Origin of the sequence: Flavobacterium taihuense (genome assembly GCF_019351435.1) — a bacterium.
Taxonomy (GTDB): domain Bacteria; phylum Bacteroidota; class Bacteroidia; order Flavobacteriales; family Flavobacteriaceae; genus Flavobacterium; species Flavobacterium taihuense.
This window is the reverse complement of sequence record NZ_JAHWYN010000024.1, coordinates 25,453-50,151: the sequence shown is the minus strand read 5'-3', so window position 1 is coordinate 50,151 and position 24,699 is coordinate 25,453. Positions and strand designations below refer to the sequence as shown.

The 24,699-nt window shown below is 33.7% G+C and carries 24 protein-coding genes and 1 tRNA gene; 11 read left to right on the top strand and 14 right to left on the bottom strand.

Features of this window, described 5'->3' with window-relative positions:
* Positions 1-164: 164 nt before the first annotated feature.
* A complete protein-coding gene (locus KZH69_RS18515; protein WP_255558502.1) occupies positions 165-1,637 on the bottom strand; it encodes an endonuclease in 1,473 nt (490 codons plus the stop codon).
* A gap of 13 nt (positions 1,638-1,650) precedes the next feature.
* Entirely contained in the window at positions 1,651-2,007 is a 357-nt protein-coding gene (locus KZH69_RS20605; RefSeq protein WP_255558501.1) for an endonuclease, read from the bottom strand.
* Positions 2,008-2,422: 415 nt separating this feature from the next.
* On the opposite strand from KZH69_RS20605, the gene KZH69_RS18510 reads away from it, so the two are divergent.
* On the top strand, positions 2,423-4,513 hold the full coding sequence (locus KZH69_RS18510; protein WP_219318962.1) for a response regulator: 2,091 nt from the start codon (positions 2,423-2,425) through the stop codon (positions 4,511-4,513).
* A 41-nt stretch (positions 4,514-4,554) separates the two neighbouring features.
* Here KZH69_RS18510 and KZH69_RS18505 read toward each other — a convergent pair whose 3' ends face one another.
* A complete protein-coding gene (locus tag KZH69_RS18505; protein WP_219318961.1) occupies positions 4,555-6,066 on the bottom strand; it encodes a right-handed parallel beta-helix repeat-containing protein in 1,512 nt (503 codons plus the stop codon).
* A gap of 118 nt (positions 6,067-6,184) precedes the next feature.
* On the opposite strand from KZH69_RS18505, the gene KZH69_RS18500 reads away from it, so the two are divergent.
* From KZH69_RS18500 to KZH69_RS18480, 5 genes are all read left to right on the top strand, one after another.
* Positions 6,185-6,613 (top strand): PaaI family thioesterase, encoded by a 429-nt coding sequence (locus KZH69_RS18500; protein ID WP_219318960.1) that lies wholly within the window; start codon positions 6,185-6,187, stop codon positions 6,611-6,613.
* Between the two features lies 1 nt (position 6,614).
* Entirely contained in the window at positions 6,615-7,673 is a 1,059-nt protein-coding gene (locus KZH69_RS18495; RefSeq protein WP_219318959.1) for a chorismate-binding protein, read from the top strand.
* Between the two features lie 54 nt (positions 7,674-7,727).
* Positions 7,728-8,444: a bacillithiol biosynthesis deacetylase BshB1 gene (gene bshB1, locus KZH69_RS18490; protein ID WP_219318958.1), complete on the top strand. Its 717-nt coding sequence runs from the start codon at positions 7,728-7,730 to the stop codon at positions 8,442-8,444.
* 77 nt (positions 8,445-8,521) lie between these two features.
* Positions 8,522-8,595 (top strand) — tRNA-His (locus KZH69_RS18485).
* 110 nt (positions 8,596-8,705) lie between these two features.
* Positions 8,706-9,035, top strand: coding sequence for a YegP family protein (locus tag KZH69_RS18480; RefSeq protein WP_219318957.1), 330 nt, complete (start codon positions 8,706-8,708; stop codon positions 9,033-9,035).
* A gap of 83 nt (positions 9,036-9,118) precedes the next feature.
* Here KZH69_RS18480 and KZH69_RS18475 read toward each other — a convergent pair whose 3' ends face one another.
* The 5 genes from KZH69_RS18475 to KZH69_RS18455 form a co-directional block, all read right to left on the bottom strand.
* A complete protein-coding gene (locus tag KZH69_RS18475; RefSeq protein WP_219318956.1) occupies positions 9,119-10,222 on the bottom strand; it encodes a PAS domain-containing sensor histidine kinase in 1,104 nt (367 codons plus the stop codon).
* Between the two features lie 239 nt (positions 10,223-10,461).
* Positions 10,462-11,478: a M28 family peptidase gene (locus KZH69_RS18470; protein ID WP_219318955.1), complete on the bottom strand. Its 1,017-nt coding sequence runs from the start codon at positions 11,476-11,478 to the stop codon at positions 10,462-10,464.
* A 16-nt stretch (positions 11,479-11,494) separates the two neighbouring features.
* On the bottom strand, positions 11,495-12,274 hold the full coding sequence (locus KZH69_RS18465) for a dienelactone hydrolase family protein (RefSeq protein ID WP_219318954.1): 780 nt from the start codon (positions 12,272-12,274) through the stop codon (positions 11,495-11,497).
* Between the two features lie 192 nt (positions 12,275-12,466).
* Positions 12,467-14,668, bottom strand: a complete 2,202-nt coding sequence (locus KZH69_RS18460) for a penicillin acylase family protein (protein ID WP_219318953.1) — start codon at positions 14,666-14,668, stop codon at positions 12,467-12,469.
* A gap of 236 nt (positions 14,669-14,904) precedes the next feature.
* Positions 14,905-15,357 (bottom strand): Lrp/AsnC family transcriptional regulator, encoded by a 453-nt coding sequence (locus KZH69_RS18455; protein ID WP_219318952.1) that lies wholly within the window; start codon positions 15,355-15,357, stop codon positions 14,905-14,907.
* 240 nt (positions 15,358-15,597) lie between these two features.
* Here KZH69_RS18455 and rocD point away from each other — a divergent pair, with 240 nt between their 5' ends.
* From rocD to KZH69_RS18430, 5 genes are all read left to right on the top strand, one after another.
* Entirely contained in the window at positions 15,598-16,848 is a 1,251-nt protein-coding gene (rocD, locus tag KZH69_RS18450) for an ornithine--oxo-acid transaminase (protein WP_219318951.1), read from the top strand.
* Between the two features lie 73 nt (positions 16,849-16,921).
* A complete protein-coding gene (locus KZH69_RS18445; protein WP_219318950.1) occupies positions 16,922-17,884 on the top strand; it encodes an arginase in 963 nt (320 codons plus the stop codon).
* Between the two features lie 184 nt (positions 17,885-18,068).
* Positions 18,069-18,881: a uroporphyrinogen-III C-methyltransferase gene (gene cobA, locus KZH69_RS18440; RefSeq protein ID WP_219318949.1), complete on the top strand. Its 813-nt coding sequence runs from the start codon at positions 18,069-18,071 to the stop codon at positions 18,879-18,881.
* Entirely contained in the window at positions 18,878-19,114 is a 237-nt protein-coding gene (locus KZH69_RS18435; RefSeq protein WP_219318948.1) for a MoaD/ThiS family protein, read from the top strand. Before cobA ends, KZH69_RS18435 begins: the two co-directional genes overlap by 4 nt.
* A gap of 256 nt (positions 19,115-19,370) precedes the next feature.
* Positions 19,371-20,675, top strand: a complete 1,305-nt coding sequence (locus KZH69_RS18430) for a M20/M25/M40 family metallo-hydrolase (RefSeq protein ID WP_219318947.1) — start codon at positions 19,371-19,373, stop codon at positions 20,673-20,675.
* Between the two features lie 78 nt (positions 20,676-20,753).
* On the opposite strand, the gene KZH69_RS18425 is transcribed toward KZH69_RS18430, so the two are convergent.
* The 6 genes from KZH69_RS18425 to KZH69_RS18400 form a co-directional block, all read right to left on the bottom strand.
* A complete protein-coding gene (locus tag KZH69_RS18425) occupies positions 20,754-21,689 on the bottom strand; it encodes a polysaccharide deacetylase family protein (RefSeq protein ID WP_219318946.1) in 936 nt (311 codons plus the stop codon).
* 44 nt (positions 21,690-21,733) lie between these two features.
* Entirely contained in the window at positions 21,734-22,669 is a 936-nt protein-coding gene (locus KZH69_RS18420; RefSeq protein ID WP_369410686.1) for an IS3 family transposase, read from the bottom strand.
* Complete coding sequence (locus KZH69_RS18415; protein ID WP_219318945.1) at positions 22,639-23,064, bottom strand: IS630 transposase-related protein; 426 nt, start codon at positions 23,062-23,064, stop codon at positions 22,639-22,641. The genes KZH69_RS18420 and KZH69_RS18415 overlap by 31 nt, the downstream gene beginning before the upstream one ends.
* Positions 23,065-23,272: 208 nt before the next feature.
* Entirely contained in the window at positions 23,273-23,860 is a 588-nt protein-coding gene (locus KZH69_RS18410) for a hypothetical protein (RefSeq protein WP_219318944.1), read from the bottom strand.
* A gap of 210 nt (positions 23,861-24,070) precedes the next feature.
* Complete coding sequence (locus KZH69_RS18405; protein ID WP_219318943.1) at positions 24,071-24,370, bottom strand: type II toxin-antitoxin system RelE/ParE family toxin; 300 nt, start codon at positions 24,368-24,370, stop codon at positions 24,071-24,073.
* Positions 24,370-24,615 (bottom strand): type II toxin-antitoxin system ParD family antitoxin, encoded by a 246-nt coding sequence (locus KZH69_RS18400; RefSeq protein ID WP_219318942.1) that lies wholly within the window; start codon positions 24,613-24,615, stop codon positions 24,370-24,372. The genes KZH69_RS18405 and KZH69_RS18400 overlap by 1 nt, the downstream gene beginning before the upstream one ends.
* Between the last annotated feature and the right edge of the window lie 84 nt (positions 24,616-24,699).

Here is a 24,699-nt window from a genome sequence, read left to right as displayed (position 1 = left end):
CTTAGCAAACAAGCGATTGAGAATAGAATTTCCTCTATTCAACAATCGCTTGTCTTTTAAATCTTCAAAATGTCTTGTCTGCATTTTTTTATCTCAAAGATAAAAAAAGTTGTGTCCAGACGGTAGCATAATTGTCGCTTTTTTTAATAGTATTAAACTTTTAATTAGTTGATTATTATCTTTTTATTGATGGATTTTGAATCATCAGTTATTTTAACCAAATAAATTCCTTTTGGAAGATTAGTTATTGGTACCGAAGATTGCTTAATATTTTCTTTGAGAAATACCGTTTGGCCTAGCATAGAAACTATTTCGATAGCATATGTTTTGTTGGAATTGTTATAATAAACTGTAAATTCACTAAATGAAGGATTTGGATACAGAAAAAAGTCATCGGTTTCTGCAACGATTTCTTCTCTTACTGTTTTTGTACTTATTTTACTTCCAAGATTATTACAGGTATCAGTTGTAAAAGAATCCCATTGGGCCGTTAGATTAAATATAGTGCTCGGCGACGTGATGGTAGATTTTCTTCTCAAAGTTACATCGGCAGCGAAGTTTGCGGTTCCGCCATTGAAAGTTCCAATAATATCAATAAGTACTCCATTTTTGAATAAACCCACTGCATCGTTTCCATTAAACGTCAATTCGGTAGCAGTTGTAGAAATATTAGCTGAACTTGTTGGGTAACAAGTTGAAGCAATCGAACTGTTAACAATGGTAAATTTGCTGCCACTATTCAATGTTCCGGATAAAGTCAAACCGGTACTCCAAGCACCTGCGCCATTGGTTTGTTTTTTAACGGTGTAAGTTGATAAATTAACTGATGCTCCAGTATTATTTGCAATTTCTAAGGCTTTATTATTGGATGAGCCTTCTATATATTCAGAGAAAAGAACCTCTGTGGCAGTTCCTCCACCGCTGTTTGTTGTTGCAGATACTGTAGTGCTGGATCCTGATGTATTTCCTGCGGTATCTTTCGCCTTTATATAAAATGTATAAGCTGTTGTGGCTGTTAATCCTGAAATGGTTGTTGTTAATGTAGTTACTGTCGTTTTCAAAACTGAATTCATATAAATATCGTATCCGCTCACCGCGATATTATCTGTAGAAGCCGTCCAGCTTAATGAAACTGATGTAGAGGTTTTGGTTGTTACCGCTAGATTTGTTGGTGCAGTTGGCGCTTGTGTATCTGAAGAAGTTGAACCCCAAATGGCTTGAACATATTCCGGATGATCAATATAAGGATTTCTGTTATTTTGTTTTGCGTAAATGGCATTATTTCTAGTAATTTCTCTTGCACTTACTGGATCTTGAGCGCTCCAAGTCAATAACATATTTAAAAAAGCAGTGGTAAACGCTTTGCTGCTTGAACCATCAAACATCGGATAGGAGTAAGTGGCTACTGTATTTTCATAACGTGTTGCAAAATAGAAATACATTCTGGCAATGTCTCCCTTGAACTCATTTATCGGTTCAAAAACGGTTCCTGCATATCCCGATACCGAACTTGAACCTAGTTTACTTCCATTTAAGGATGTCCATGTTGCAGTCCCTACGGTACCGTGTGGATAGTTGGAACGTTGTCCATTTACTTTTCCATCTGTTGGTGTTATAAAATGAGCATCTGAGACCATTGGAGTAGCCGAATTAAATACGGATTGCGGTATGATATGCTCTCTTGTTGTAGCAATCCCCTTCGGTAGTATAGGTGCCGCATCTTTGAGTTGATCCCGAACTATAGTTATAGGGATCCGTTCCTGATGGTTTTTCGGAATACATATCTAATATAGTTCCGTCATTTTCATAAAAATTATCGATATCGGAAGATTGATAGGTTGTGTATAAACCAGCATAACCATTATCGGCATGACCTTTTATGATATTGTAAAGTTGCGTTTTCAGAGTATATCCCGAACCTGTTGCTGAGCCATAATAGCCACTCGGAATTTGTCCTATTCCAATTGTAAAGGACATTAAAAATAATAAGGAGTAAATTTTTTTCATAATTTAAAAGATTAAGGCTTTGTAGTTTGGGTTAAATTAGAGTCTAAATCAGGTTTGTAATTTTAAATTCAAGCAAATTTATATTTTTTAGTATTTTTAAAGGTTAAGAGAATGTGATAAAATTATGTTTTTTCTTATATTTTCAGGAGCTCACCCTTCTTTCTAGAGTTATTTGGAGATTCCAGTTATGTATTGCGACTATTTATTTTTAAGTGTTTTAAATACATTTAAGTATTGTAACAGAATTGTTTATATATTTTATTTTTTAGGAATTGATAAATGAATACTGAATATATTTTTTACTATTTTTAGCGCCGCACTTTCGATGAACTTATGGTGAATTTTGTCATCATTTGTTATTTGTTTAATTTATAATGTATTCCCTTTCTTTTTAGTCATTTCTCAATCTCTCATCATGAATCTTAAAAAAACAGTAAATGCATATTGGAGATTTTTAATTTTGTTAGGCATAACGATTTTATTTGCTCTACTTTTTTCTTATGTTCTTGATTTTTATTTAAATGATAATACAGATAAGGTTTATGAAATCACTTCGAATAATTTTAAAAAAGAAACAGAAACTATTTTTCAGCAAAACTCAAAAAATCTAACAGATTTAATCAGCATTCTTTCTAATTCAGATGAATTGGTTGATGCAGTCAATACCAAAAACACAAAGTATTTCGATAGTAAAATGACTAAACTATTAGAATACAATAGGGTTTTTGTAGGCGCGTATAATTTAGATAAGAAATTGATTTTTTATGGGAAAAAGAGAATTAGAATAATTGATTTTGTTCCTGAAAAAAAATTTTCGGAACTTTATATCAATAAACATATTCGCTATTATGTAAAAAATGAAGATGGTATTTTCGAAGTTTTTGGTACTATTTTGAATGCTTCAAATGATCCTGCAAAAGAAAAAGCGCCTTTAGGCTATCTGTTTTTGGTTCGAATTTTAGATCAAGGATATGTTGATTATATTGGTAATTTGACACATTCTAAAACCCAATTATTAACTGATAATGCGAGTTTACCGGATATTAGTTCTAAATCGATTAGGGTTGAAATTAATATAAAAGATACTAATAATAAAGACATTGCGAAACTATTTTTTGAGAGAGATTTTGATTTGAATTTTTCTTTGGGACTTAAAAGCCTTTTAATCGTATTACTTTTGTCAGTGCTTAGTGTTGTTTTTTTAGGTTATTTATTGAATAAATGGTTTTTTGATCCATTAAAAATAGTGACTTCTTTTCTTGAGAATGGAGATAGAAATGCAATCAATAAATTAAAGAAATATGGGGGTGAGTTTCGATATATCAGTAAACTTTTTCAAATTAATATTCGACAAAAAGAACAATTAATCTTATCGAGAAACATTGCAGAAGAAAATGGAGAACTTAAGTCTGCTTTTTTGGCTAATTTATCTCATGAAATAAGGACTCCCATGAATGCTATTGTAGGATTTAGTGATTTGATAAGAAGTCAGAATATAAGCGATGCAGAAAGAGATGAATATTTGACAATTATTAATAAAAGCGGACATGATTTAGTTTTTATTATTGAGGATCTTATTGAAATGTCAAAGATTGATGCCAATCAAGTTACACCAAAAATTGGTGAAGTTGATGTAGATAAATGCTTTAAAGAGTTGCAAGAATCTATTGCTATCACTATACCTAGAAATAAAAAAATAGAGTTGCATATCATTCCTAGCACAAGTCCACCGACCCAGCTGATTTTGACTGATGAAATTAAATTAAAGCAAATTATGCTAAATTTAATAGGTAATGCTATCAAATTTACTGATTTTGGGACTGTTTCTTTTGGATATGAAATCAGTAAAGTTGATCAAACAATTAAACTTACCGTTAAAGACTCTGGTAAAGGAATAACCAAAGAAGGTTTGCAATATATTTTTGACCGTTTTCGAACTGTTGATTCAAATTCTACCTCTAAATCAAGTGGACTGGGATTAGGGTTGGCAATTTCTAAGGCCTATATCCAGCTTTTGGGGGGCACTGTAATAGTGGATTCAGTTGTTGGATTAGGAACGATGTTTGTCGTAACCCTTCCTTTTGAATATGCTGCCCCAAAATCAATAGCTTTGCTCGAAAATAAAAATGATGTACCTGTTAGTTTAGGAAATGAAATCATTTTGATTGCAGAAGATAACGATATTAATTTTATTTTATTTAAGAAGATTTTAAATGCAAGAAATTACACGATTCTTAGAGCAAAAAATGGACAGGAAGCCGTAGATATATGTAATGGAAATCAAGAAATCAATTTAGTTTTTATGGATATTGAAATGCCAATAATGGATGGAATTAAGGCTTTTGAAAACATAAAAAAAATTAAACCTAATTTGTCTATTATTGCTCAAACTGCACATGCGTCGATAGAGGATGAAGAACGAATATTATCATTAGGTTTTGATAGTTATATTACTAAACCTTTGAAAAAAGAAAAAATATTCGAATTGTTAGACGATTTATTGTAGTAATGATTAATTCAAATGAGTTAATGATTATATTAAATACTTTATTTAGGAAACGGCTTGCTTTGATAAGCTCCTAAATCCGGCGGTAATGTTCGGGTAATTCCTAGTATATCAAGTGGAATTAAATATACTGAATTCCCTTTTGCAAAAGCGGAAGACGTGTCGTCGATATTGAAATTATTGATATTTGGATTAAAGAATTTAGGATCCTTGTTGAGGATAATAGCATTGTAATGTATTGGATCAGTATCAAATTGATAGTCGGCATTTTTGGTATTGCTGAACTTAATCAAGCAATTGTTGAATTGGTATTCGAAAGCGGCTCCTGTTTTCTTATCCAAAAGCATTTCGTTCGAATAGGAACCATAAATGATACAATTGTTGAATGTCGCTTCACTAAGAGCTTTGACTTCTGGAGTGGCACCAACTGAATAATTGCTAATGTATAAAGCTACCTGTTCTGGACTCGACCAATCGTTGTTGAAGGTACAATGTGTAAACTTGTAATTTCCTCCATAAGTACAGGCTAAACTGGCTTGTCCTGTATAGTTGATAATGATGTTCTGTCCTTCAATTAATGCGTTTTTGGCTTGAATTCCGTAATGAGTGCAATTGTAAATCTGGGTGTTTTTTATGGATGCTGTTGTGCCATTATTGCCTTCGATGAATAGCCCAATTGTAGCATTTTTTAGTGTGAGATTTTGAATGGCATTATTGGTGCTCCCATTTTGTAACCATATCGTCCCCCATTGTCCCGGAATATAATTAAAGTCGGGTTGCTGACGATCACTGCTGAAAATAACTTCGTTTTCCAGTTTATCGGAGGTCGAGGTTGTCCCATTAATATGTATCGAAGAATTTTTGGGTACGATAAGACCAGAATCGGCGTGGAAATAAACTCTTGAACCTGATTCAAAAGTGACAGTTTCTCCTTCGGGAACGGTTGCATATCCATAAATTACATAAGCCTTTTTATTGGTAAAAAGAAGTTCGTTGCCATGAATGGGATCATTTTTATCCAAATAAAAGCCCTTTATTTTTTCATTTCCGATAGGAAGTGTTTCTATGGTTCCGTCAGCATTTCGGTTAGGGTATAATAAAATGGCATCTTGTATCAACGTTACTAACTCAACTTTTTGAAGATTAGCGCCACCGTCAAATTCAATTTGATCAGTGTATAGAAACTCAGTAGGAGTAGTGTTGTCGCTTTCTACGGTTGTTTCTATAAAAATATACAGACTGTCTTTGGCTAATAAAGTTATATTTTCGAACATTTTACCTTGATTTCCTTGGGAGCCATCAACACTCATGCGGTATTTTGAATTGAAACCTTTGGCGAATTTGATAAGAGGTATATTGATATCGTTTTTGGAATGGTTGTACACTTTTAAAGTATAGGTACTTGAACTTAAATTGGTAAAGACCGTGTCCAAATAGACGGTGTCTTTTGAAAAACTTAAATCACCTGTGCTGGGTACAGTTTCAAAATCAGAACGGCAAGCGCATAATGAAAGTAGTATTCCGGCCAATAGTAGTAAGGTGATGCGACGCATTTCGTTTTATTTTTTGTAAAAATAGCAATAAATTAGATTTTTAGTTTCTTTAGCATTCTATTTATTTCTTTTTTGAATTATCAATTTAGCGTATTTTTACAATCTTTAAAATTAAGATATGGTAATAGATAAACATAAAATGCTCGAATATTGCAACGAATTTTCCAAGAACACGTTGATGGAAACACTGAAAATCGAGTTTATAGATGCTGGGGAGGGATTTCTGGTGGCCAAAATGCCAGTTAATTCCTCAGTTCATCAGCCTATGGGATTGTTGCATGGAGGAGCCTCGGTGGCTTTGGCAGAAAGTGTTGGGAGCGCCGCTTCTCATTTTTTTATTAATGATAAAAATCAGGAAGTACGTGGCATCGAAATTTCGGCCAATCATCTAAAAAGTATTCGTGAAGGCTTTGTTATTGGTACCGCCCGTATTATTCACAAAGGGAGAAGTTTGCATCTCTGGGAAATTAAAATTACAGATGAACAAGGGAATTTAATTTCGCTGTGCAAATTGACGAATATGGTTTTGACGAAAGAAATTAAGTAATATGAGCGTTTTTTTTGAAAAAGTAATGCAGCAACAAAAGCAAAAACTTCCTTTTGTTTTGTATTGCAAGCCCAATTCGGATACAATAATCGGGATGTTTCAGCACAATGATACGTTGTTTGATGTTATTGATTTTACGGAGAAAGGATTTGTATTTGCTTCTTTTGATGGAAATTGCATTCATTTAATTCCCGAAAAGCAATCGGAAACACTTGGTGTTATTTGGGAAAGGGAAGAAATTGAGATTTCAGGAACAAAACAGGAACTTTCGAATGTATCAGAGAAAAATAATTTTGAAAGCATAGTTGCTAAGGGAATTCAATCCATAGAAAATCAAGAATTAAAAAAGGTAGTTCTTTCCCGTAAAGAAATAATCGAACTGGACAATTTTGATTTGGTTGCCACATTCAAAAAAATGGTGCAATTATACCCTACTGCTTTTGTGTATTGTTTTTGTCATCCCAAAGTTGGAATTTGGATGGGTGCTACACCAGAGCAATTGGTAAAAGCCAATGTCAATGTGTTTGAAACAATGGCCTTGGCTGGAACACAAAAAGATTATGGTTCGGAGGAAATTGTGTGGGAGAAGAAAGAAAGAGAAGAGCAGCAATACGTTACAGATTATATTGTGGATCAATTGAAAGAGGTGGCGTTGGAGGTGTCGGTTACGGAACCTTACAGTGTAAAAGCGGGGAGTGTTTGGCACTTAAAAACCGATGTTTGGGGTGTTTTAAATGAAGGTTTCAGTTTGAAGCAAGTCGCTTATCTATTGCATCCAACTCCAGCAGTTTGCGGATTGCCAAAAGAAGTTGCGAAAGCCTTTATTTTGAAAAATGAAAATTACGATCGTACTTTCTATACTGGATTTTTGGGTGAATTGAATACGAGTTTTGCTTTAGATTCGGTTAGTTCGGCTTTATTTGTCAATTTGCGATGTATGCAAATCCGTGGTTCGCAAGCGCATTTGTATATGGGATGTGGCATTACCAAAGACAGTATACCGGAAAATGAATGGATGGAAAGCGTCAACAAGTCCATGACGATGAAAAAGGTATTGTAGAGAAGAGATTTAGAATATAGAAATAGAGTTTAGGAAACAGAAAACAGAAAATAAATGAAATTAGATATACTAGCATTTGGTGCACATCCAGACGATGTAGAATTGGGTTGTTCCGGAACTATCTTAAAAGAGATTTCTTTGGGTAAAACCGTGGGGATTGTTGATTTAACTAGAGGCGAACTGGGTACTCGTGGTTCAGCCGAGATTCGGGATCAGGAAGCGAATGACGCTGCAAAGATATTAGGGGTTTCTGTTCGGGAGAATCTAAATATGCGTGACGGTTTTTTTGTCAATGATGAAAAGCACCAATTGGAGGTCATAAAAATGATCCGGAAATACCAACCTGAGATTGTGTTGTGCAATGCGATAGAGGATAGACATATCGATCATGGGAAAGGGAGTAAATTGGTTTCGGATGCATGTTTTTTATCAGGGTTACTGAAAATTGAAACGGTTCTTGATGGTGAAATTCAAAAACCGTGGAGACCGAAAGTAGTGTATCATTACATACAATGGAAAAACATAGAACCTGATTTTGTTATTGATATTACTGGGTTTACTGATACTAAAATCAAAAGTATTTTGGCTTACGGTTCTCAATTTTATGATCCTAATTCCAAAGAGCCGGAGTCGCCCATATCGAGTAAAAACTTCTTGGAAAGCCTGAATTACCGTTCTAGGGATTTAGGAAGGCTAACTGGGGTAGAACATGCCGAAGGTTTTACTGTTGAAAGGTATTTGGCAGTCAATAGTTTAGGAGATTTGAAGTAAAAATGTTGAATTTTTTTTAATTTTTTGTTTGTAGAAGTAAACATTTGTTCTATATTTGCAACCGCTAAGAGCAAATGGTGGTTGTAGCTCAGCTGGTTAGAGCATCGGTTTGTGGTGCCGAGGGTCGCCGGTTCGAACCCGGTCATCCACCCAAAAAGCAAAAGCCTCGAAGAAATTCGAGGCTTTTTTTGTGGGATTAAGTTTTCTTAGGAAATAAATTTTTATTAAATTGCTAATAATTAATCAATTCAATAAAAATCTATGGGAACATTTTTAGTTAGCAAAAGAAAAAATGATGAATTTCAATTTGTGTTAAAAGCAGGTAATGGGCAAATTATTCTCGCAAGTGAAGGTTATTCGTCCAAAGCAGGCTGTGAAAACGGAATCGAGTCTGTGAGAAAGAATTCTCAAGAGAATGAAAGATTTGAGAAATTGGAAGCCAAAAACGGAAATCCTTATTTTAATCTTAAAGCTAGTAACGGTCAAATTATCGGTACTAGCGAAATGTATGAATCTATTGCAGCACGTGATAACGGAATCGAATCCGTTAAGAAGAATGCTCCCAATGCTGATGTTAAAGAAGATTTATAATCAATTATAATTTTACTAAAAAAGCTTCGAAGGAATTTGAAGCTTTTTTTAGTATGATGAATTTTTGAGATAATGATATTGGGTTATTTTGTAGATTCTTTTTTAAAGGAAATAGTGAAGGTTGTTCCTTCGTTAATTTTACTCTCGACTTCAATTTTACCGCCTAAACTGGTAACATGGTTGTTGACTAAATAAAGACCAATTCCTTTGCTGTCAATATGGTTGTGAAATTTTTGGTGCAAACCAAATATTTTATCTTTTACAATTCCCATATCGAAGCCAATTCCCATGTCCGAAAAAATCAATTGATCAAATCCATTTATTTTTTTAGAATGAATAGAAATACTCGGATAATTTCCAGGTTTTGCATATTTTATGGAATTGGTTATTAAATTTAGAAATATGCTTTCTAAGTAGGATTTATTAAAATCTATTTTTTCAACTTCAGAAAAATCAATTTGTATAGTGGCCTTTGAATTTTGTATCAAAGAATTTATGGAACGCATTACTGTATTTAATGAATCATTTAAGTTCAATTCTTCCACCTGCTCGGTTACATTGTTTTCAAGAATTAAAATGTCTAAATAATCGTTTAAAGCCTGTTTTAAATTTTCGGTTGTTAGTTTAAGCATTTCAATAAATTGCAATGTTTCAGCATCATCAATTTTTGAAACATCCAAAAGACTGAAGATTGAAAGCAAATTATTTACAGGAGCTCTTAAATCATGTGAGCTTGTGTAACTTAACCGCTTAATGTCGTTATTGACTTTTGTAAAATTAGAGAGAAGTAGATTTCGTTCTTCTTCCATTTTTTTGTTGTGAGTGATGTTTTTAGCAATCGCATACACTAATTTTTCATCGGCTATTGGCATTGATGTCCAAGAGAGCCATACGATCTCCCCCTTTTTTGTTATATATCGATTTTCAAAATTCAACAACGGTTTATTATTGAGTAATTCTTTTCGAACTTTAGCAGTGTAATCCCGGTCTTCAGTATAAACGAACTCATTTATAGGGTTTGAGAATAATTCTTCTTTGGTGTAACCTAATAATTCGGTAACTGCTGGATTTACTTTTTTGAAAAAACCATCAAATCCTGCTATGCATAATAAATCAGCTGATAGTTCGAAAAAGTGTTCGAATATATAGTTGTCTGAAGCCAAAATTGAATTACGTTTTTCTATCATTATTTGGAGCTACGATTGTTAGTGCTACTGTTTTTTATTGTAATTGGCTGAGTAATTTTCGTTTTATTATTATTCTGTTTTATTTTGAGTAACATATTCTTTGGGGCTAATTTACATATCCTACCAGAGAACACCAAATTTATTGACTTTGTTTTGGTTAAGTATAATCTATAAAAAAAAAAGAGGTCGTTAAAAAAAAGAGCTTCAAATTTTTTCGAAGCTCCCTCTTAAACGGATGTTTATTGAATTGCTTTATCAACCACAATTCGTTCAGGTCTGTTGGCCAAATCCCAAGCAATTACAAAAGCCAGTTGCGCTCTTTTTGCTAAAGCATCATATTCTATTTTGTTAGGCTCATCTGATTTTTGGTGATAATCGGCATGAACTCCGTTGAATAGGAATACTGCTGGAATTCCGTTTTTGGCAAAATTATAATGGTCAGAACGCTCGTAGAAATGATTTGGGTCCTTTGGGTCGTTGAATTTGAAATCCAAGTCTAAATGCGTGTATTTGTCGTTTTGCGCAACGGTAATATTATGTAAATCGGTAGATAGTCTATTAGCACCAATTACATATACATATTTGTTGGTATTGGTATGTTCTACATCGCGACGGCCTATCATATCAATATTGATGTCGGCTACCGTATTGGCTGTAGGAAATAATGGGTTTTCAGAATAGAAACGAGAGCCGTGTAAACCATGTTCTTCACCAGTTACATGAAGGAATAATATGGAGCGTTTAGGTCCATGACCCGCTTTTTTAGCTTTTTGAAAAGCTTCAGCAATTTGGAGAACGGCAACAGTACCAGAGCCATCATCATCTGCACCGTTATAAACCTCACCATTTTTTATACCTACGTGATCATAATGCGCTGAAATAACTAGAACTTCGTCTGGTTTCTCAGAACCTTCAATATACGCCCAGATGTTCTCAGAATCTGGCAAGTTTTCATTACGTTTGGCATTTAGGTAGGCAGCAGGAATTGGTTGGTAATAACTAGTAGTTCCTTTTGGGTATGATATTTTACTTTTTTTGTATTGGTCTATAAGGTATTTTCCAGCCTTTTTTTGGCCTTTGGATCCGGTGTCACGGCCTTCCATTTCGTCAGAAGCAACAATGTAGAGTCTGGTTTTTAGTTTCTCTGCCGTTATTGAATTCATAAATTTCGTTGGGTCATCGTTGTTGACAGTATTATTTTGAGCAAAACTGGAAAGTGTTGTAATAAACACTAAAAGGGCTAAGGCTTTTTTCATTTAGAGATCGTGGTAATTAATTATTTTTTTTTAATACTTCGTTTAAGAATAATTTGAAATGCTCGAAAGATCGTTTAGCGGCTTTTTCATTATAGGCTGCACCTTTTGAATTATCATTTCCGGATTCTGGATTGGTAAAGGAATGAACTGCATTGGCATAATAAATCATTTGCCAGTCGGCTTTTGTGTCTCGCATTTCTTTTTGAAAAGCTAAAATTTCTTCAGTAGATTCATAAGGATCATCGGCTCCATGGCATACTAAAATTTTTGATGTAATAGGTTCTGTAGGTCGTAAATCGTCTTTGCCTAAACCACCATGAAAGGAAACTACTCCTTTTACATTGAGATGCCCGCGAGCAGCTTCGAGTGCTCCAGTTCCTCCGAAGCAATAACCAATAACTGCAATGTTGTCAGGATTTGCTCCAGCTTTAATTAATTGTTGTAAGGCTAAAGAAATTCTTTTTTGATAGGCTCCAAAATCTTTTTTATAAGAACCTGCAATTTTCCCTGCTTCGTTATTGTCTTTAGGATAATTTCCTTCGCCATAAATATCAGCTATAAAGGCATAATATCCCATTTTTGAAAGTTTGTCGGCAGTGTCTTTGGAGAGTTTATCAATACCTCGCCAAGCCGGCAAGATTAAAACTCCTGGTTTTTGAGTGCTCTTGTTTACAGGAGCAATTTTAAAACCATTGAGGATTTGTGTTCCATCTTTGTATTGAACTGGTTTTAATTGTGCAAATGTTTGACCACCAAATAATACCATTCCGAAAATTATAAATTTTAAGTTTTTCATATTTAGATATTTATTGTTTTTATCGGTCACATGTAATTCGCATTTCTTTATTAGTGTTTATTACCAATTTAGTGTTATGCTCATTTCATGGCTTTATTTTTTACAAATATCTGAATAATAATGATATAAAAAAAACCTCAAAAGTTACTTCTTTGAAGGTTTTTCATAAGTGTCTTTACTGTCTTTTATTTATTATTCTCCTGGATGGTAAGTGCGTTCGGCATTTTTTACAATATCTTCTTTATAAAATAAAACGTCTTTGAATTGGCCTTTTTGATACATTTTGGCTTGGTCCATAAAATGTTTCGATTTTGGATCGCCATTATTTCCTCCAGCTAAAAGTGATTTGGCTTTTATTTTTGGTCCAAATTCAACTGCACAAACAAAACTGTTTCCACTGTAGCCATATCTTTTTTTAGTTCCAATTTGATAGCTACTTTTATAAGCGGGTAAGCATCCCCAAATAGCGGCACTATTTCCTATTGGTAAACTTTCAAATGCATCATTATAGCTCAGATTGATGTCGCCCGAAAAGCGTTGAAATCTGTTGAGATCTCCCCATGGGATTTGCCAAGTGCCAAATTTTGTTTTTAGCTCGGATACTACACTTTGTAATTGAGGGATAAGTTGCTCTGCAGTTGCTGTTTTTGCAAATTGGATGGTATTTTCAACTTGATCCATTTTACCTTGGTCTATATATGATTTTTGAATAGTAGGATTCAATTTATATCCCCATTCATTTGCTAAAGTTGTGGCTACAGAACTTTCATTGGCATAATAGTCCCATTTTTTTAGTACTGTAATGGGGCCTATTAATTCATTATAAAGAGGATTTTCGGCCTGTATGTTTTTTTCAAAACTGGAAACCAAGGCAGGAATTAATACTTCAAAAATGGAAATTTTTGTGTCATATCCATCAGCAATTACTTTATCCAATGTGTAATTAGTGCCTTTACTTAATAGGCGAATTGCATTTACTGCTCTAAAGTTCTCCCCATCGGGAGCCATGTAGGGCAAATAATTTTCTTTTTTTGGGCTATTAATTCCAGCAACACTGTAAGGAGTCGAATTGCAGTTTTGCAGCCAACCGTTTTGTGGATTGAAGAGATGCACCGTTTCGGATGGATTGTGCAAGCCTTTCCATTGGGTTGTCGAAGTAGTTCCGTCTACAACTTTTGCCCAGTTTAAGTTTTTATCACGAATAGGAATAAAATTGCCATGCCAATAGGCAATATTCCCTTTATTGTCTGCATATACTGTGTTGTTGGAAGTGTTGGCTTTCAATTCCATTACTTTTTTATAGTCATCAAAGTTTTTGGATTTTATTCGCAACCAACTTTGTTCCAAACTTTTCATCGAGCGATTATTGGATTTTAGGCTGATCCACTTATCGTCCCTTTTGGCCATAACAGGACCGTTATTTGTGAAATAGGTTTTGAATGTCCTGGGTATTAATTTGCTGTTTTCCAAATAACTGACAGTAACGGTTTTTTCGATAACCGGAAATAATTTTTGATCGTATTCGTAAAATAGTTTTTTGTTTTTGGTAACTATTTTTTCGGCGTACAGGTCTGCCACATCAACATTGGAAGATGTGTGCATCCAACCGCAGTTTTCATTAAATCCCTGATAGATGAAAAATTGTCCCCAAGTTACCGCTCCATAGGCATTCAAGCCTTCTTCGCTGTTTATCTGTATTTCGGGTCTAAAGTAAAAAGTGGTATGAGGATTAATGTACAAAATAGCATTTCCATTGGCTGTTTTTGAAGGCGCAATTGCAAAACCATTAGAACCGGTTTGCATGTCTTTTACTTTTTCGACATAAGCAAATTTGTCATCACTTCCGTAAAAAGATTTTAATTCTGAGTTTGATAAATCGGCTGTGTTTATTGCTCCAATACTGCCGTCTGTCCAAAGTAAAGGATACCAGGGTTCAAAATGTGATAACATTAATGGTTTAACTTCTGGGTGTTTGTATAAATAATAGTTGATGCCGTCAGCATAACTATTTAATAATTTTTTCAACCAAGGAGTTACATTTTTGTAATCAGCTTTGGCTTCATTTTCATTTATCAATAAACGAGTTTCCAAATCATTGTACAAAAAGGCTTTGCCTTTTATTTCGGCAAGGCGTCCTAGTTTGTCTATATAATTCATTTCAACTCTCTTGAAATCGTCTTCGCATTGTGCATATAGCATTCCAAAAACAGCATCGGCATCCGTTTTTCCGTAAACATGTGCAATTCCCCAGTTATCTCTGATTATAGTGACTTGTTGAGCCAATTTTTGAAGCCGATTGATTTCTTTACTATCTAGCTTTTGGGCTGTAGAGGCATTGTTGAAGCTAAATACGATTAACCAGAATATGGTAATTATGTATTTGAAGTTTTGCATATTTTTAAGTTTAAAACTTGAAAATGAACGCTATATTCTAAGATAAACAGTATTTATTTTAACCATATGAGTCATCTAAGTCTTTTTTAAAAAGCCTGTCAAGTTGATAAAAAGTGCAAATAAGTTAAACATTTTTTTTGAAGTTATGTAGTTAATCTTAAATGAACTTTTGACTTTGCTTAACTTTTTTTAAATAATTAACTTATATGACTTATATGTTTTAATACATAGGCTATTTACAAACTTATGTTTCGTTTAAAAGCGCAGCCCAATTCGATTAATGAATCGGTTTTTGCAATTCCGGGTATGTTGTCAATTTGTTCGTAAAGCAGTTTTCTCATATGCTCATGATCTTTGGCGATCATTTTTATGTAAAGGGTATATGAACCTGTTATAAAATAGCACTCAGTGATTTCCGGTATTTTTTTTAATTCATCTATAACTCTTGCTGAGTCATGGTCTTTTTTTAATGTAATTCCTGTGAAAGCTCCCCAATCGTAGCCTATTTTTTTTTCGTCTAAAGTAGGCTTGATTCCGGTTATGATTCCGTTTTCCAATAAACGGTTGATACGTTGGTGTACCATCGTATTTGATATTTTTAAATTGGTTGCAATTGCCGAAAAGGCCATTCTTCCATCCTTTTCTAATTCTTTTATAATATTGATGTCAAATTCATCTAATATATCCATTTTTATGTTTTTTTAAAGTTAAAATCACTTTTTTTAGCGTTATAAAAGTAATTATTTTTTTGTTTATATTTTTTGATGAAAACCTGCTTAAATGTTAAATTAAAAATATGACTTAATTTTTATTTAAATAAAATAATTATTCATTTAAAATAATATTTTTAAGTCAAAAATAAGTTTTTTTTATTAAAAAATAAAAATTTTAATTACTTTTGTTTTTGAAAATTAAAAAAATAAAAAATCATGGCACATACAACGCAAGAACTTTCTTCCAAATCGGAAGTTTTAATAGAAAAAGAAAATAAATATGGAGCTCATAATTACCATCCATTACCAGTTGTTTTAGAGAAAGGTGAAGGTGTTTATGTATGGGATGTTGACGGGAAAAAATATTTTGATTTCTTATCGGCTTATTCGGCGGTGAACCAAGGACACTGTCATCCAAAAATTGTTGGAGCGATGATTGAACAAGCACAACGATTGACATTGACTTCGCGTGCATTTTATAATGATCAATTAGGGGTTTATGAAGAATATGTGACCAATTATTTTGGTTTCGATAAAGTGTTACCAATGAATACCGGTGCAGAAGCTGTGGAAACAGCTTTGAAATTGTGTAGAAAATGGGCGTATGAAGTAAAGGGAATTTCTGAAAATCAAGCACAAATTATTGTATGTGAGAATAACTTTCACGGAAGAACAACTACAATTATTTCTTTTTCAAATGATGAAGGAGCTCGAAAAAGCTTCGGTCCTTTCACTGAAGGATTTATAAAAATCCCTTATGATGATACAGAAGCCTTGGAAAATGCTTTGAAATCATCAAAAAATATAGCTGGATTTTTGGTAGAACCTATTCAAGGTGAAGCCGGAGTTTATGTTCCTAGTGAAGGTTATTTGGCGAAAGCCAAAGCACTTTGTGAAGCACATAATGTTTTGTTTATTGCAGATGAAGTTCAAACGGGTATTGCCAGAACAGGTAGATTATTGGCGGTACATCATGAGAATGTGCAACCTGATATCTTGATTTTGGGGAAAGCTATTTCGGGAGGAGTTTATCCAGTATCGGCAGTTTTGGCCAATAATGGAATCATGAATGTTATCAAACCAGGTCAGCACGGATCGACTTTTGGTGGAAACCCTATTGCGGCTGCAGTTGCCATTGCAGCTCTTGAGGTAGTGCGTGAAGAAAATTTATCTGAAAATGCAGAAAAATTAGGAATCATTTTGAGAAAAGGCCTTAATGAAATTGCAGAAAGAAATCCTTTAATCGAATTGGTTCGTGGAAAAGGATTATTGAATGCCATTGTGATTAACAGTGGGGAAGATTCAGATTTGGCTTGGGATATCTGTCTTCGCTTTAGAGATTACGGATTGTTGGCAAAACCAACTCATGGTAATAAAATACGTTTCGCACCACCATTGGTAATTACTGAAGCTCAAATTCAGGAATGTCTTTTCATTATTGAAAAAGCGTTAAATGATTTTAGGTAAGACTCTAAGTTTCGGAGATTCTAAGCTTCTTCGTGACTTAGGTTCTTAGTAACTATTAAACAATTTTTATTTGATGCAAAAAGTTATAAAAATCATTAAAAACCGATCTGATATTGGGGCGGGAACTCGCGGTTCTGATATGGGGATCGATGCTATAGAAATAGCAGCCATAAATAAGAACAGTGAGTATTTTAACGAATATGAATTTGAAGATGTAAAAACGCATAACGAATCCATATATGATAAATACCGCAGTTCTGTTGCCAAAAGAATAGAACATGTTGTTGAACAATGTACTCGTGTTAATAATGCGGTAAAAAATAGCTTAGCAAATAATTATTTCCCAATAGTTTTATCGGGAGATCATTCTTCTGCTTTGGGAACCATTAGCGGTATAAAAGCGGCTTATCCCAAGCAAACAGTTGGTGTTATATGGATTGATGCACATGCCGATTTGCATTCGCCATACACAACTCCATCTGGGAATATTCATGGAATGCCATTAGCTGCTGTACTTGGGGATGATAATTTAGACTGTCAGGTCAATGACGTTGCTAAGGATACCCAAGAGCATTGGAATGAAATGAAAAATATAGGTATTGATGGACCTAAAGTATTGGCTGAAAATTTAGTCTATTTTGGTGTTCGGGATACCGAAGAAGCAGAAGATAAGCAAATCGAAAAACTGCATATTCGAAACTATAAAGTAGATGAGGTTCGTTATAGAGGATCGGAAATTTGTGTTGACGAAGCATTGGCTAAACTAGCACACTGTGACGTATTGTATATTTCATTTGATGTAGATTCCATGGATTGTGATTTGATCTCGTTTGGTACAGGAACTCCTGTTTCAAGAGGATTTGATCAATATGAGATTATTGACATTGTCAATCAAATTATTCAGTCGAAGAAAGTGGTTTGCATTGAGGTTGTTGAGGTAAATCCGCTTTTGGATACTAAGGGAAACAAAATGGCCGAAACCGCTTTTCAGGTTTTGGAAGCGATAACAGCTACTCTTGTTTTGCCTATTGAATAATTAGTTTAAGAATAATAATTTGCCCAAAATCTCAAGTTTTGGGCTTTTTTTTGTCTAATAGTCAAAAGTGTTTTTTTTTGAGAAAATAATAAGTAAATTTTGTTTTGTCAATTTTTTAAATACTTACATTTGTATAAGTATTAATACTTAGTTTTTCAAAAGTAAAACATTTATACCTTAAATCATGATACAAGCAAATAAGCCAAAGTTAACAATTGTAGGGGCTGGACCAGGAGATGTTGAGTTGATTACCCTTAAAGCAATAAAAGCATTAGAAGAAGCGGATGTTGTTTTGTATGATGCCTTGGTCAATGAAGAGCTATTGCAGTATGCCAAACATGCTGAAATTATATTCGTCGGAAAACGTTTTGGATGTCATGCGTACAGCCAAGATCAAATTAACGATTTGATTGTGTCAATGGCCAAAAAGTATGGTCATGTTGTTCGCTTGAAAGGGGGAGACCCTTTTGTTTTTGGAAGAGGAAGTGAAGAAATAGATTTTGCGCTGCAATTTGGAATAGAAACTGCCATTGTTCCTGGAATATCATCTGCATTGGGTGTGCCAGCTTCCAACGGAATTAGTTTGACACAAAGAAAAGTAGCCGAAAGTTTTTGGGTAATTACTGGAACAACTTCGGATCATAAATTGTCGAAGGATGTTGCCTTAGCTTCACAATCTTCGGCGACTGTTGTCATATTGATGGGGATGAATAAACTGGAGGAGATTGTTGCTTTGTACCAAAATAACAGAACCGATGATTTACCGATTGCGATTATTCAAAACGGAACCCAAAAGTCACAAAAGAAAGTAATAGGAACAATTAGTAATATCAGTGCATTAGTTGAAGAAAATCAAATTGCTTCACCGGCGATTATTGTAATAGGCGAAGTGGTTAAAAATGCATCAATTTTAACTTCGTATATGAAAGCGGAAATGTTTTCGGATGCATTTTTGGAAGAAGAATTTATTTTACAAAATTTAAATGTTTTCGAATGATTGTAATTAAATATTTTGGTGGTTTAGTGGAGCGCACCAGATGCCGTGATGAAAAAATAGATTTTTCGGATTTGCCATTAAGTAAACTATTGTCCGAATTGGAAATAAAATATCAACTGGGGCAATTTCCGTTTAGTGTGGCCGTAAATCAAAAAATAATTGATAAAGTCAGCAACCTGATTCTGAAAAATAATGATGTTGTGGCTTTATTGACTCCTTTTGTTGGAGCATAATTGCCGTTTTATTTTTTAAATGTTGGTAAAAAGGTAGAATGCTAATCCTTAGCCCCGATAGCAGTGAAAATCCTTATAAGCCGGGGTTCGGCTTATAAGATTGAAACGAATAGCGGGAACAATGCTTCCAAAAAAGCCAAATCTTTCTGCTTCAAAATCAGAATTGAATTCAGGTGAAAACACCCAAATCATTACTCTTTTTTACAAATAAAAAACTACTTTTGGTTTTACTAACCTGTATTTGTAAAAATAAAATATGAGAAAAATTATTGTAAGCGCATTTGTTTTAAGTCTGTGTATTAGTGCGCATGGACAATCGATTGATAAAATTATTACTTCCAGCGAAGTAATGCGAATTGAGAAAGTTCTTGCTGCGGATGATATGCAGGGGAGAAGAACTTTTACTCCTGGCATTGATAAAGCGTCGGCTTTTATAGAATCTGAATTTAAAAAAGCAGGATTGCAAACCTTTATGGGAGCTGCCAATTTTAGACAAGAGTTTGCTATGACAGAGTCTAAAGCAACTGCGTCGAAAATAATCATTGATGGAAAAGAAATCGATAATTCAAAAGTTGTTACATTTTCATACCAACCCAAAGTTTCTTTAACGGAGAAAAGTGATATAGCCGTTGTTAAAATCAACAAAGGAGATAATCTTGGTCAAAAATTTAATGAGTATTACAACGGGACCAAAAGTTATTTGGTACTGGTTGATGCTTCTTTCAGTAAAGTGTTACCGAATATTCAACATATTGAGAGAATTAAGGCTAATCCAGAAAATAATACGGTTTTATTTGTTTTTGGAGTTCCAGAGGCGACTACTTTCGCAATTGAACTAAGCAATACAATCTCCAAAAAAATGCTGAATAATGTGGTTGGAGTTTTACCGGGGAAAAGTAAACCAGATGAGTATGTTATTTTTTCGGGACATTATGATCATCTTGGTGTAGGTTCTCCAGAAGAAGGAGCGCCCCATACAGCAACGGATTCCATTTATAATGGTGCGAATGATGACGCTGCAGGAAGTACTGCAGTTATTATGTTGGCGAACTATTTTAAAAAACAAAATAACAACGAGCGAACTATCATTTTTACCACATTTGTGGCTGAAGAATTGGGAGGTTTTGGTGCTAAATATTTCTCGAAACAACTTAATGCAGATAAAGTTATTGCTATGTTCAATTTGGAGATGATTGGAACCGAATCGAAATGGGGAAAGAATTCCGCTTATATTACGGGGTTTGAAAAATCGAATATGGGAGAAATTTTGCAAAGAAACCTAGCAGGAACTGCTTTCAAATTTTATCCTGATCCTTATCCGCAGGAGCAATTATTTTACCGTTCAGACAATGCAACTTTGGCTAAATTGGGAGTTCCGGCACATACCATTTCGACTTCAAAAATGGATAGCGAGCCGAATTATCACACTGCGGATGATGAAATTGAAACATTGGATATCCCTAACATGGCGGAAATTATTAAAGCAATTGCCTTGAGTTCATCATCAATTATTAGCGGAAAAGATACTCCAACAAGAGTCGATAGTTCTCAGTTGAAATAATTGTAATATCAATTATTAAATATGAAAAGCCCCTAATTTGTTATGATTCGGGGCTTTACCTTTTTAATATAATCTTCATTATTCGTTTGATAAAGCGATTGTCTTCCCTGGCAAAACGGAATAGGTTTTTCCATCTTTCTTAAAAAAGACTGTCAATGAACTTGGATTCATAATCATACTTTTGTTTACAGAAATTTTCAGATTGTTAAAAGCATTGATGTAGTCAACAACATCAATTTGCTTTGCGTAATAAATGCTGGGATTATTGGAAACCATTTTGAAGAATTTCTCCGTTTCATTCCATTTTTTTTCGTCATTTCCAATTTCATAACTGTGTCCCCAAACATCCATTAATGCTAAATTTTTGGTTTGAAGAAATTCGTTGATGGTTTGATAAAAATGTTCTAATTCTCTCCTGTCATTTTCTGGGTTATTAGGTTCTGTATATGCTTTGCCAAATTGGTGCATAGTTGGTCTCCATTGAAGAAAATCTTTGGGGATGTCAAAGTTATATGAATCATAAACCGTTCTGGCATACTCAATGCCCAATCCTTTGATAGTCTCAATTAAAAAGTCATTATAATTGCCAAATGGATAGGCCATTCCTCTAACGGGATAGTTGACCAATCGTTCCAATTCTTTTCTGTCTTCGGCAATTTCATAAACGATATCAATTTTGGACAAAACGGTTAAATTAGGATGATTTGCTGAATGAACCGAAACTTCATGACCACCAAAAAGTTCTTTTATTTCAGCTTTGTTGAGGTAATTAGTAAGGCCCAGTTTATTTGAATTGATATGAAAAGTTCCTATTAGTCCATATTTGTTCATTAGTTTTACCAATCTTCTGTCTTCAGAGCGTCCATCATCGTAGCTCAAAATTAAGGCTTTGGATTTTCCTTCCGGAAAAATCATCTCTATTGGAACTCCGATTTTGGTAATTTCAGGATTGACTTGAGCGTGGGCTGAGTTGAGGAAGATAATTAGAATAATGGATAATAATGATGTTTTCATTTGTGTGATGTGTTATATTTCTTATTTAGAATTTGTTCTCCAGTTTAGATTTGGTTTATCCACCAGGCATCTGTTACCGAATGATTAGAACCGAATAATTCCCCCATTTGTGGTAAACAATACTTAAGGTTTTTACTGGTAGCTTCTAGGATAAAACGTTCTACCGGTTCACTCCAAGTATGTTGGGCCAAAGCAAAACCAGCCCAGTGCACCAGCATCATGTTTTTTACATTAGTGTCTATTGAGGCTTGTATACTTTCTTCAGGATTCTGCATTACCATCTTTTGTGCTAATGTTTTGTTTGGGATAGTTTGATTGAGCTCAAATTCATATTTCATAGTTTTATTCAAGCGTTCTGCAATTGCATTTTCATATGGATCATATTTTTCAGTCATACTAATAAGAATTTCATTGTCTTGAAGCAATTTTACGTATTCTGGCCAACAGTAATGGAATCCTCTGTCAGAATGATGTATTAGTTTTCTTTGAGGGTATTTTCTATTTTTTAAAGCCATTTTTAAAGCTTCTATTGATAAGGAAGCTTTCATATTTGTAGCTATATAAAATCCCTTTATTTGTTTGGAGTAGGCGTCGGTTACTAATGCTAAATAGGCATTTTTTCCATTCAATCTTAAATAGGTGATATCACTAACCCAAAGTTCTTCAGGTTGATTTGGCACTTTGTTTTGCACCAAATTTTTAAATTTTCTGAAGAGATGATTAGAGTTTGTGGTTCTAGTAAAGGTACGTTGTTTAGGCACTAGTAGGGAGTGAGCTCTTAGAAAATCGAAGAAATTATCACGCCCCATTTTGATATTCTCCTGTATCATTTCATCTTTTAGAAGTTGGTATAACTTGCGACCTCCAGTTGCTTGATTGATTTCCCCTCTTTTATCAATAACCATTTTTACGAGTTTCTCATTATCAGTTTTTTGTTTTTTACACAGATTCATTTTTTGGTAGAAGGCTTGTCTAGAAATCCCGAAGCATTGGCAGATCCATTTGATTTTAAAATGGCTTTTTTCTTTAGTTCCACTTCTTTGGCTAATGATTCGGGTAGCGACTTTTTTGCGTAATCGTTACCAGTTTCAATCTCGGCTTCAGCGATTATCATTTGTTGAAAGTCTTTAATGAATTCGAGTTCTTCGATCTTCTCTTTGAGCTTTTTAATTTCGTCTTTATTTGACATTCCCTTTTGTTTTTGCTCTAAGGTAGCAAATTTTTGCAACCAATAATAAATTGCATTACGTCCAACTTGGTATTTTACCGACGCGTGATTGACTGAAATTTGTCCGTTGCAAATTTCTTCAATGATTTTTAATTTTAAGTCAAATCCAACGGATTTTTTTTGACAGGGGAGTTTCTTTTCTTTCATATTGTCCTATAAATAGTTGTTGATTTTTTGTCAACCTATTTCAGGATTATGCATTTTTTAAGCTTGCACACAAAGTTCTGGTACTACAGCGGGTTTGGGACTAAAGTAAGCCCATTCTTCGGATTTACCAAATCATTCCAAATACAAAACCATTTTCCCATTAAGCCAATTGCCCAAATCCGTTGTAGTAGCTGTTATAAGCCGTATTCTATTTTGATAATATTGATGTAATCCCAATTGCAAGAAAAGCTGAGATTACTGTACTTAGAAAGCTAGCAATAAAAACGACTGCATTATTCCTAGATTGCTTTGTTAAAAATTTAATTGTAAAATAACAGATTATATAGACGCCAACTAATGGAAAAAAAACTAGTCTTCCAATAAAGGAAATAGCCAAAATTAAGAATATACTGCCTAATATACTTCCTAGAATCATCCCCAAAATACTTCTGAAAATAGTTTTAGAAGTAATTGTTCTATCAGCTATAATGGCTTGATGTTCGACTAATTTCTGCTCAATTAAATAATCTAGTTCGTCTTTAGATAAAATGTCTGACTGCAATGAATCTTTAATTGCATTTTTATCTAGTCCGTTACTATTCAACAAACGTATCTCTTTTGTTATTCTTCCTATTTCTGTTTGATTAATCTTCTGAATCTCAATTTGTCTCAAAAATTTTTCCAAACCCCCTCTGCTTTCAATTTCAGTTAGAAGTTCTGAATTAGCTTTTCCTGAATAATCCATCATTGTTGAGTAAGCTTCCTTCAAATCTTCATCAGAGAATTTTTTATACATATCAGTTAATCATTTTTTGAGCAATATTATGAAAATGTTCTTCTTTACGATAGATGTAGCTTGTGCATAACTTTCCCTTGCTACTAGTGGTTTGGGGTTAAATTAAGCCTTATTTTCGGATTCACCTAAACATCCCAAATACAAAATCATTTTCAAATTAAGCCAATTGCCCAAATCACTATTAGCAAGTGTTAGCAGTAGCTTTTTTATTTATTCCGCTAATCGGTTTTCAATATCCATTCTTTCGTGTAAAATTCTAACCACTTCAATTTCATTTGCTTTGTCTTTTTTAAAGAAAATTAAGTGTGATTTTACTTTTGAGTATCTATATGATTTTCTAATTTTTCCAAAGTCACGAGCCATATCTAAATTATCGACGATATATTCAATTTCGTCAATGATTAAGTTATAATATCGATCTGCTTGTTCAACAGACCAATTTTCCGCCGTATAAATCCAAATGTTGTTAATATCTTCTAATGCCTTTTCACTAATTATATACTTTGGCATTATTTTTGAAAATTAGCTTTTAGCATTTCAAGATTTTTATTACGGTCAAAATTTCTGATTTTACTACTTTTTTCACCAATTTTTAGTTCGTTGATTAGAGATTTTGCTTTAGTTTCTTCTTGCTCAAAAACTCTTAAAGCAGTTCTAACAACTTCACTTACTGAACTATATTTCCCTGTAGATATTTGTTCATTAATAAAGTTTTCAAAATAGTCTCCTAATAATATTGATGTATTACGTGCCATAATTTTAATTTTTACCAAAGATACCAATAATTGGTATTAAAGTCAAATTTTTTCGATTTTTTGAGCAAAAGTTCTAACTAACTT

Excerpts from the sequence above, each read along its gene's own strand:
- KZH69_RS18405 (WP_219318943.1), bottom strand. The coding sequence starts at position 24,370 with ATGCCAAAGTATATAATTAGTGAAAAGGCATTAGAAGATATTAACAAC.
- KZH69_RS18400 (WP_219318942.1), bottom strand. The coding sequence starts at position 24,615 with ATGGCACGTAATACATCAATATTATTAGGAGACTATTTTGAAAACTTT.
- cobA (WP_219318949.1), top strand. The coding sequence starts at position 18,069 with ATGATACAAGCAAATAAGCCAAAGTTAACAATTGTAGGGGCTGGACCA.
- KZH69_RS18500 (WP_219318960.1), top strand. The coding sequence starts at position 6,185 with ATGGTAATAGATAAACATAAAATGCTCGAATATTGCAACGAATTTTCC.
- KZH69_RS18430 (WP_219318947.1), top strand. The coding sequence starts at position 19,371 with ATGAGAAAAATTATTGTAAGCGCATTTGTTTTAAGTCTGTGTATTAGT.
- KZH69_RS18465 (WP_219318954.1), bottom strand. The coding sequence starts at position 12,274 with ATGAAAAACTTAAAATTTATAATTTTCGGAATGGTATTATTTGGTGGT.
- KZH69_RS18455 (WP_219318952.1), bottom strand. The coding sequence starts at position 15,357 with ATGGATATATTAGATGAATTTGACATCAATATTATAAAAGAATTAGAA.
- KZH69_RS18475 (WP_219318956.1), bottom strand. The coding sequence starts at position 10,222 with ATGATAGAAAAACGTAATTCAATTTTGGCTTCAGACAACTATATATTC.
- KZH69_RS18410 (WP_219318944.1), bottom strand. The coding sequence starts at position 23,860 with ATGTATAAAAAATTCTCTGATGAAGATTTGAAGGAAGCTTACTCAACA.
- KZH69_RS18425 (WP_219318946.1), bottom strand. The coding sequence starts at position 21,689 with ATGAAAACATCATTATTATCCATTATTCTAATTATCTTCCTCAACTCA.
- bshB1 (WP_219318958.1), top strand. The coding sequence starts at position 7,728 with ATGAAATTAGATATACTAGCATTTGGTGCACATCCAGACGATGTAGAA.
- KZH69_RS18515 (WP_255558502.1), bottom strand. The coding sequence starts at position 1,637 with ATGGTCTCAGATGCTCATTTTATAACACCAACAGATGGAAAAGTAAAT.
- KZH69_RS18460 (WP_219318953.1), bottom strand. The coding sequence starts at position 14,668 with ATGCAAAACTTCAAATACATAATTACCATATTCTGGTTAATCGTATTT.
- KZH69_RS18415 (WP_219318945.1), bottom strand. The coding sequence starts at position 23,064 with ATGAAAGAAAAGAAACTCCCCTGTCAAAAAAAATCCGTTGGATTTGAC.
- KZH69_RS18470 (WP_219318955.1), bottom strand. The coding sequence starts at position 11,478 with ATGAAAAAAGCCTTAGCCCTTTTAGTGTTTATTACAACACTTTCCAGT.
- KZH69_RS18445 (WP_219318950.1), top strand. The coding sequence starts at position 16,922 with ATGCAAAAAGTTATAAAAATCATTAAAAACCGATCTGATATTGGGGCG.
- KZH69_RS18495 (WP_219318959.1), top strand. The coding sequence starts at position 6,615 with ATGAGCGTTTTTTTTGAAAAAGTAATGCAGCAACAAAAGCAAAAACTT.
- KZH69_RS18480 (WP_219318957.1), top strand. The coding sequence starts at position 8,706 with ATGGGAACATTTTTAGTTAGCAAAAGAAAAAATGATGAATTTCAATTT.
- KZH69_RS20605 (WP_255558501.1), bottom strand. The coding sequence starts at position 2,007 with ATGAAAAAAATTTACTCCTTATTATTTTTAATGTCCTTTACAATTGGA.
- rocD (WP_219318951.1), top strand. The coding sequence starts at position 15,598 with ATGGCACATACAACGCAAGAACTTTCTTCCAAATCGGAAGTTTTAATA.
- KZH69_RS18505 (WP_219318961.1), bottom strand. The coding sequence starts at position 6,066 with ATGCGTCGCATCACCTTACTACTATTGGCCGGAATACTACTTTCATTA.
- KZH69_RS18435 (WP_219318948.1), top strand. The coding sequence starts at position 18,878 with ATGATTGTAATTAAATATTTTGGTGGTTTAGTGGAGCGCACCAGATGC.
- KZH69_RS18510 (WP_219318962.1), top strand. The coding sequence starts at position 2,423 with ATGAATCTTAAAAAAACAGTAAATGCATATTGGAGATTTTTAATTTTG.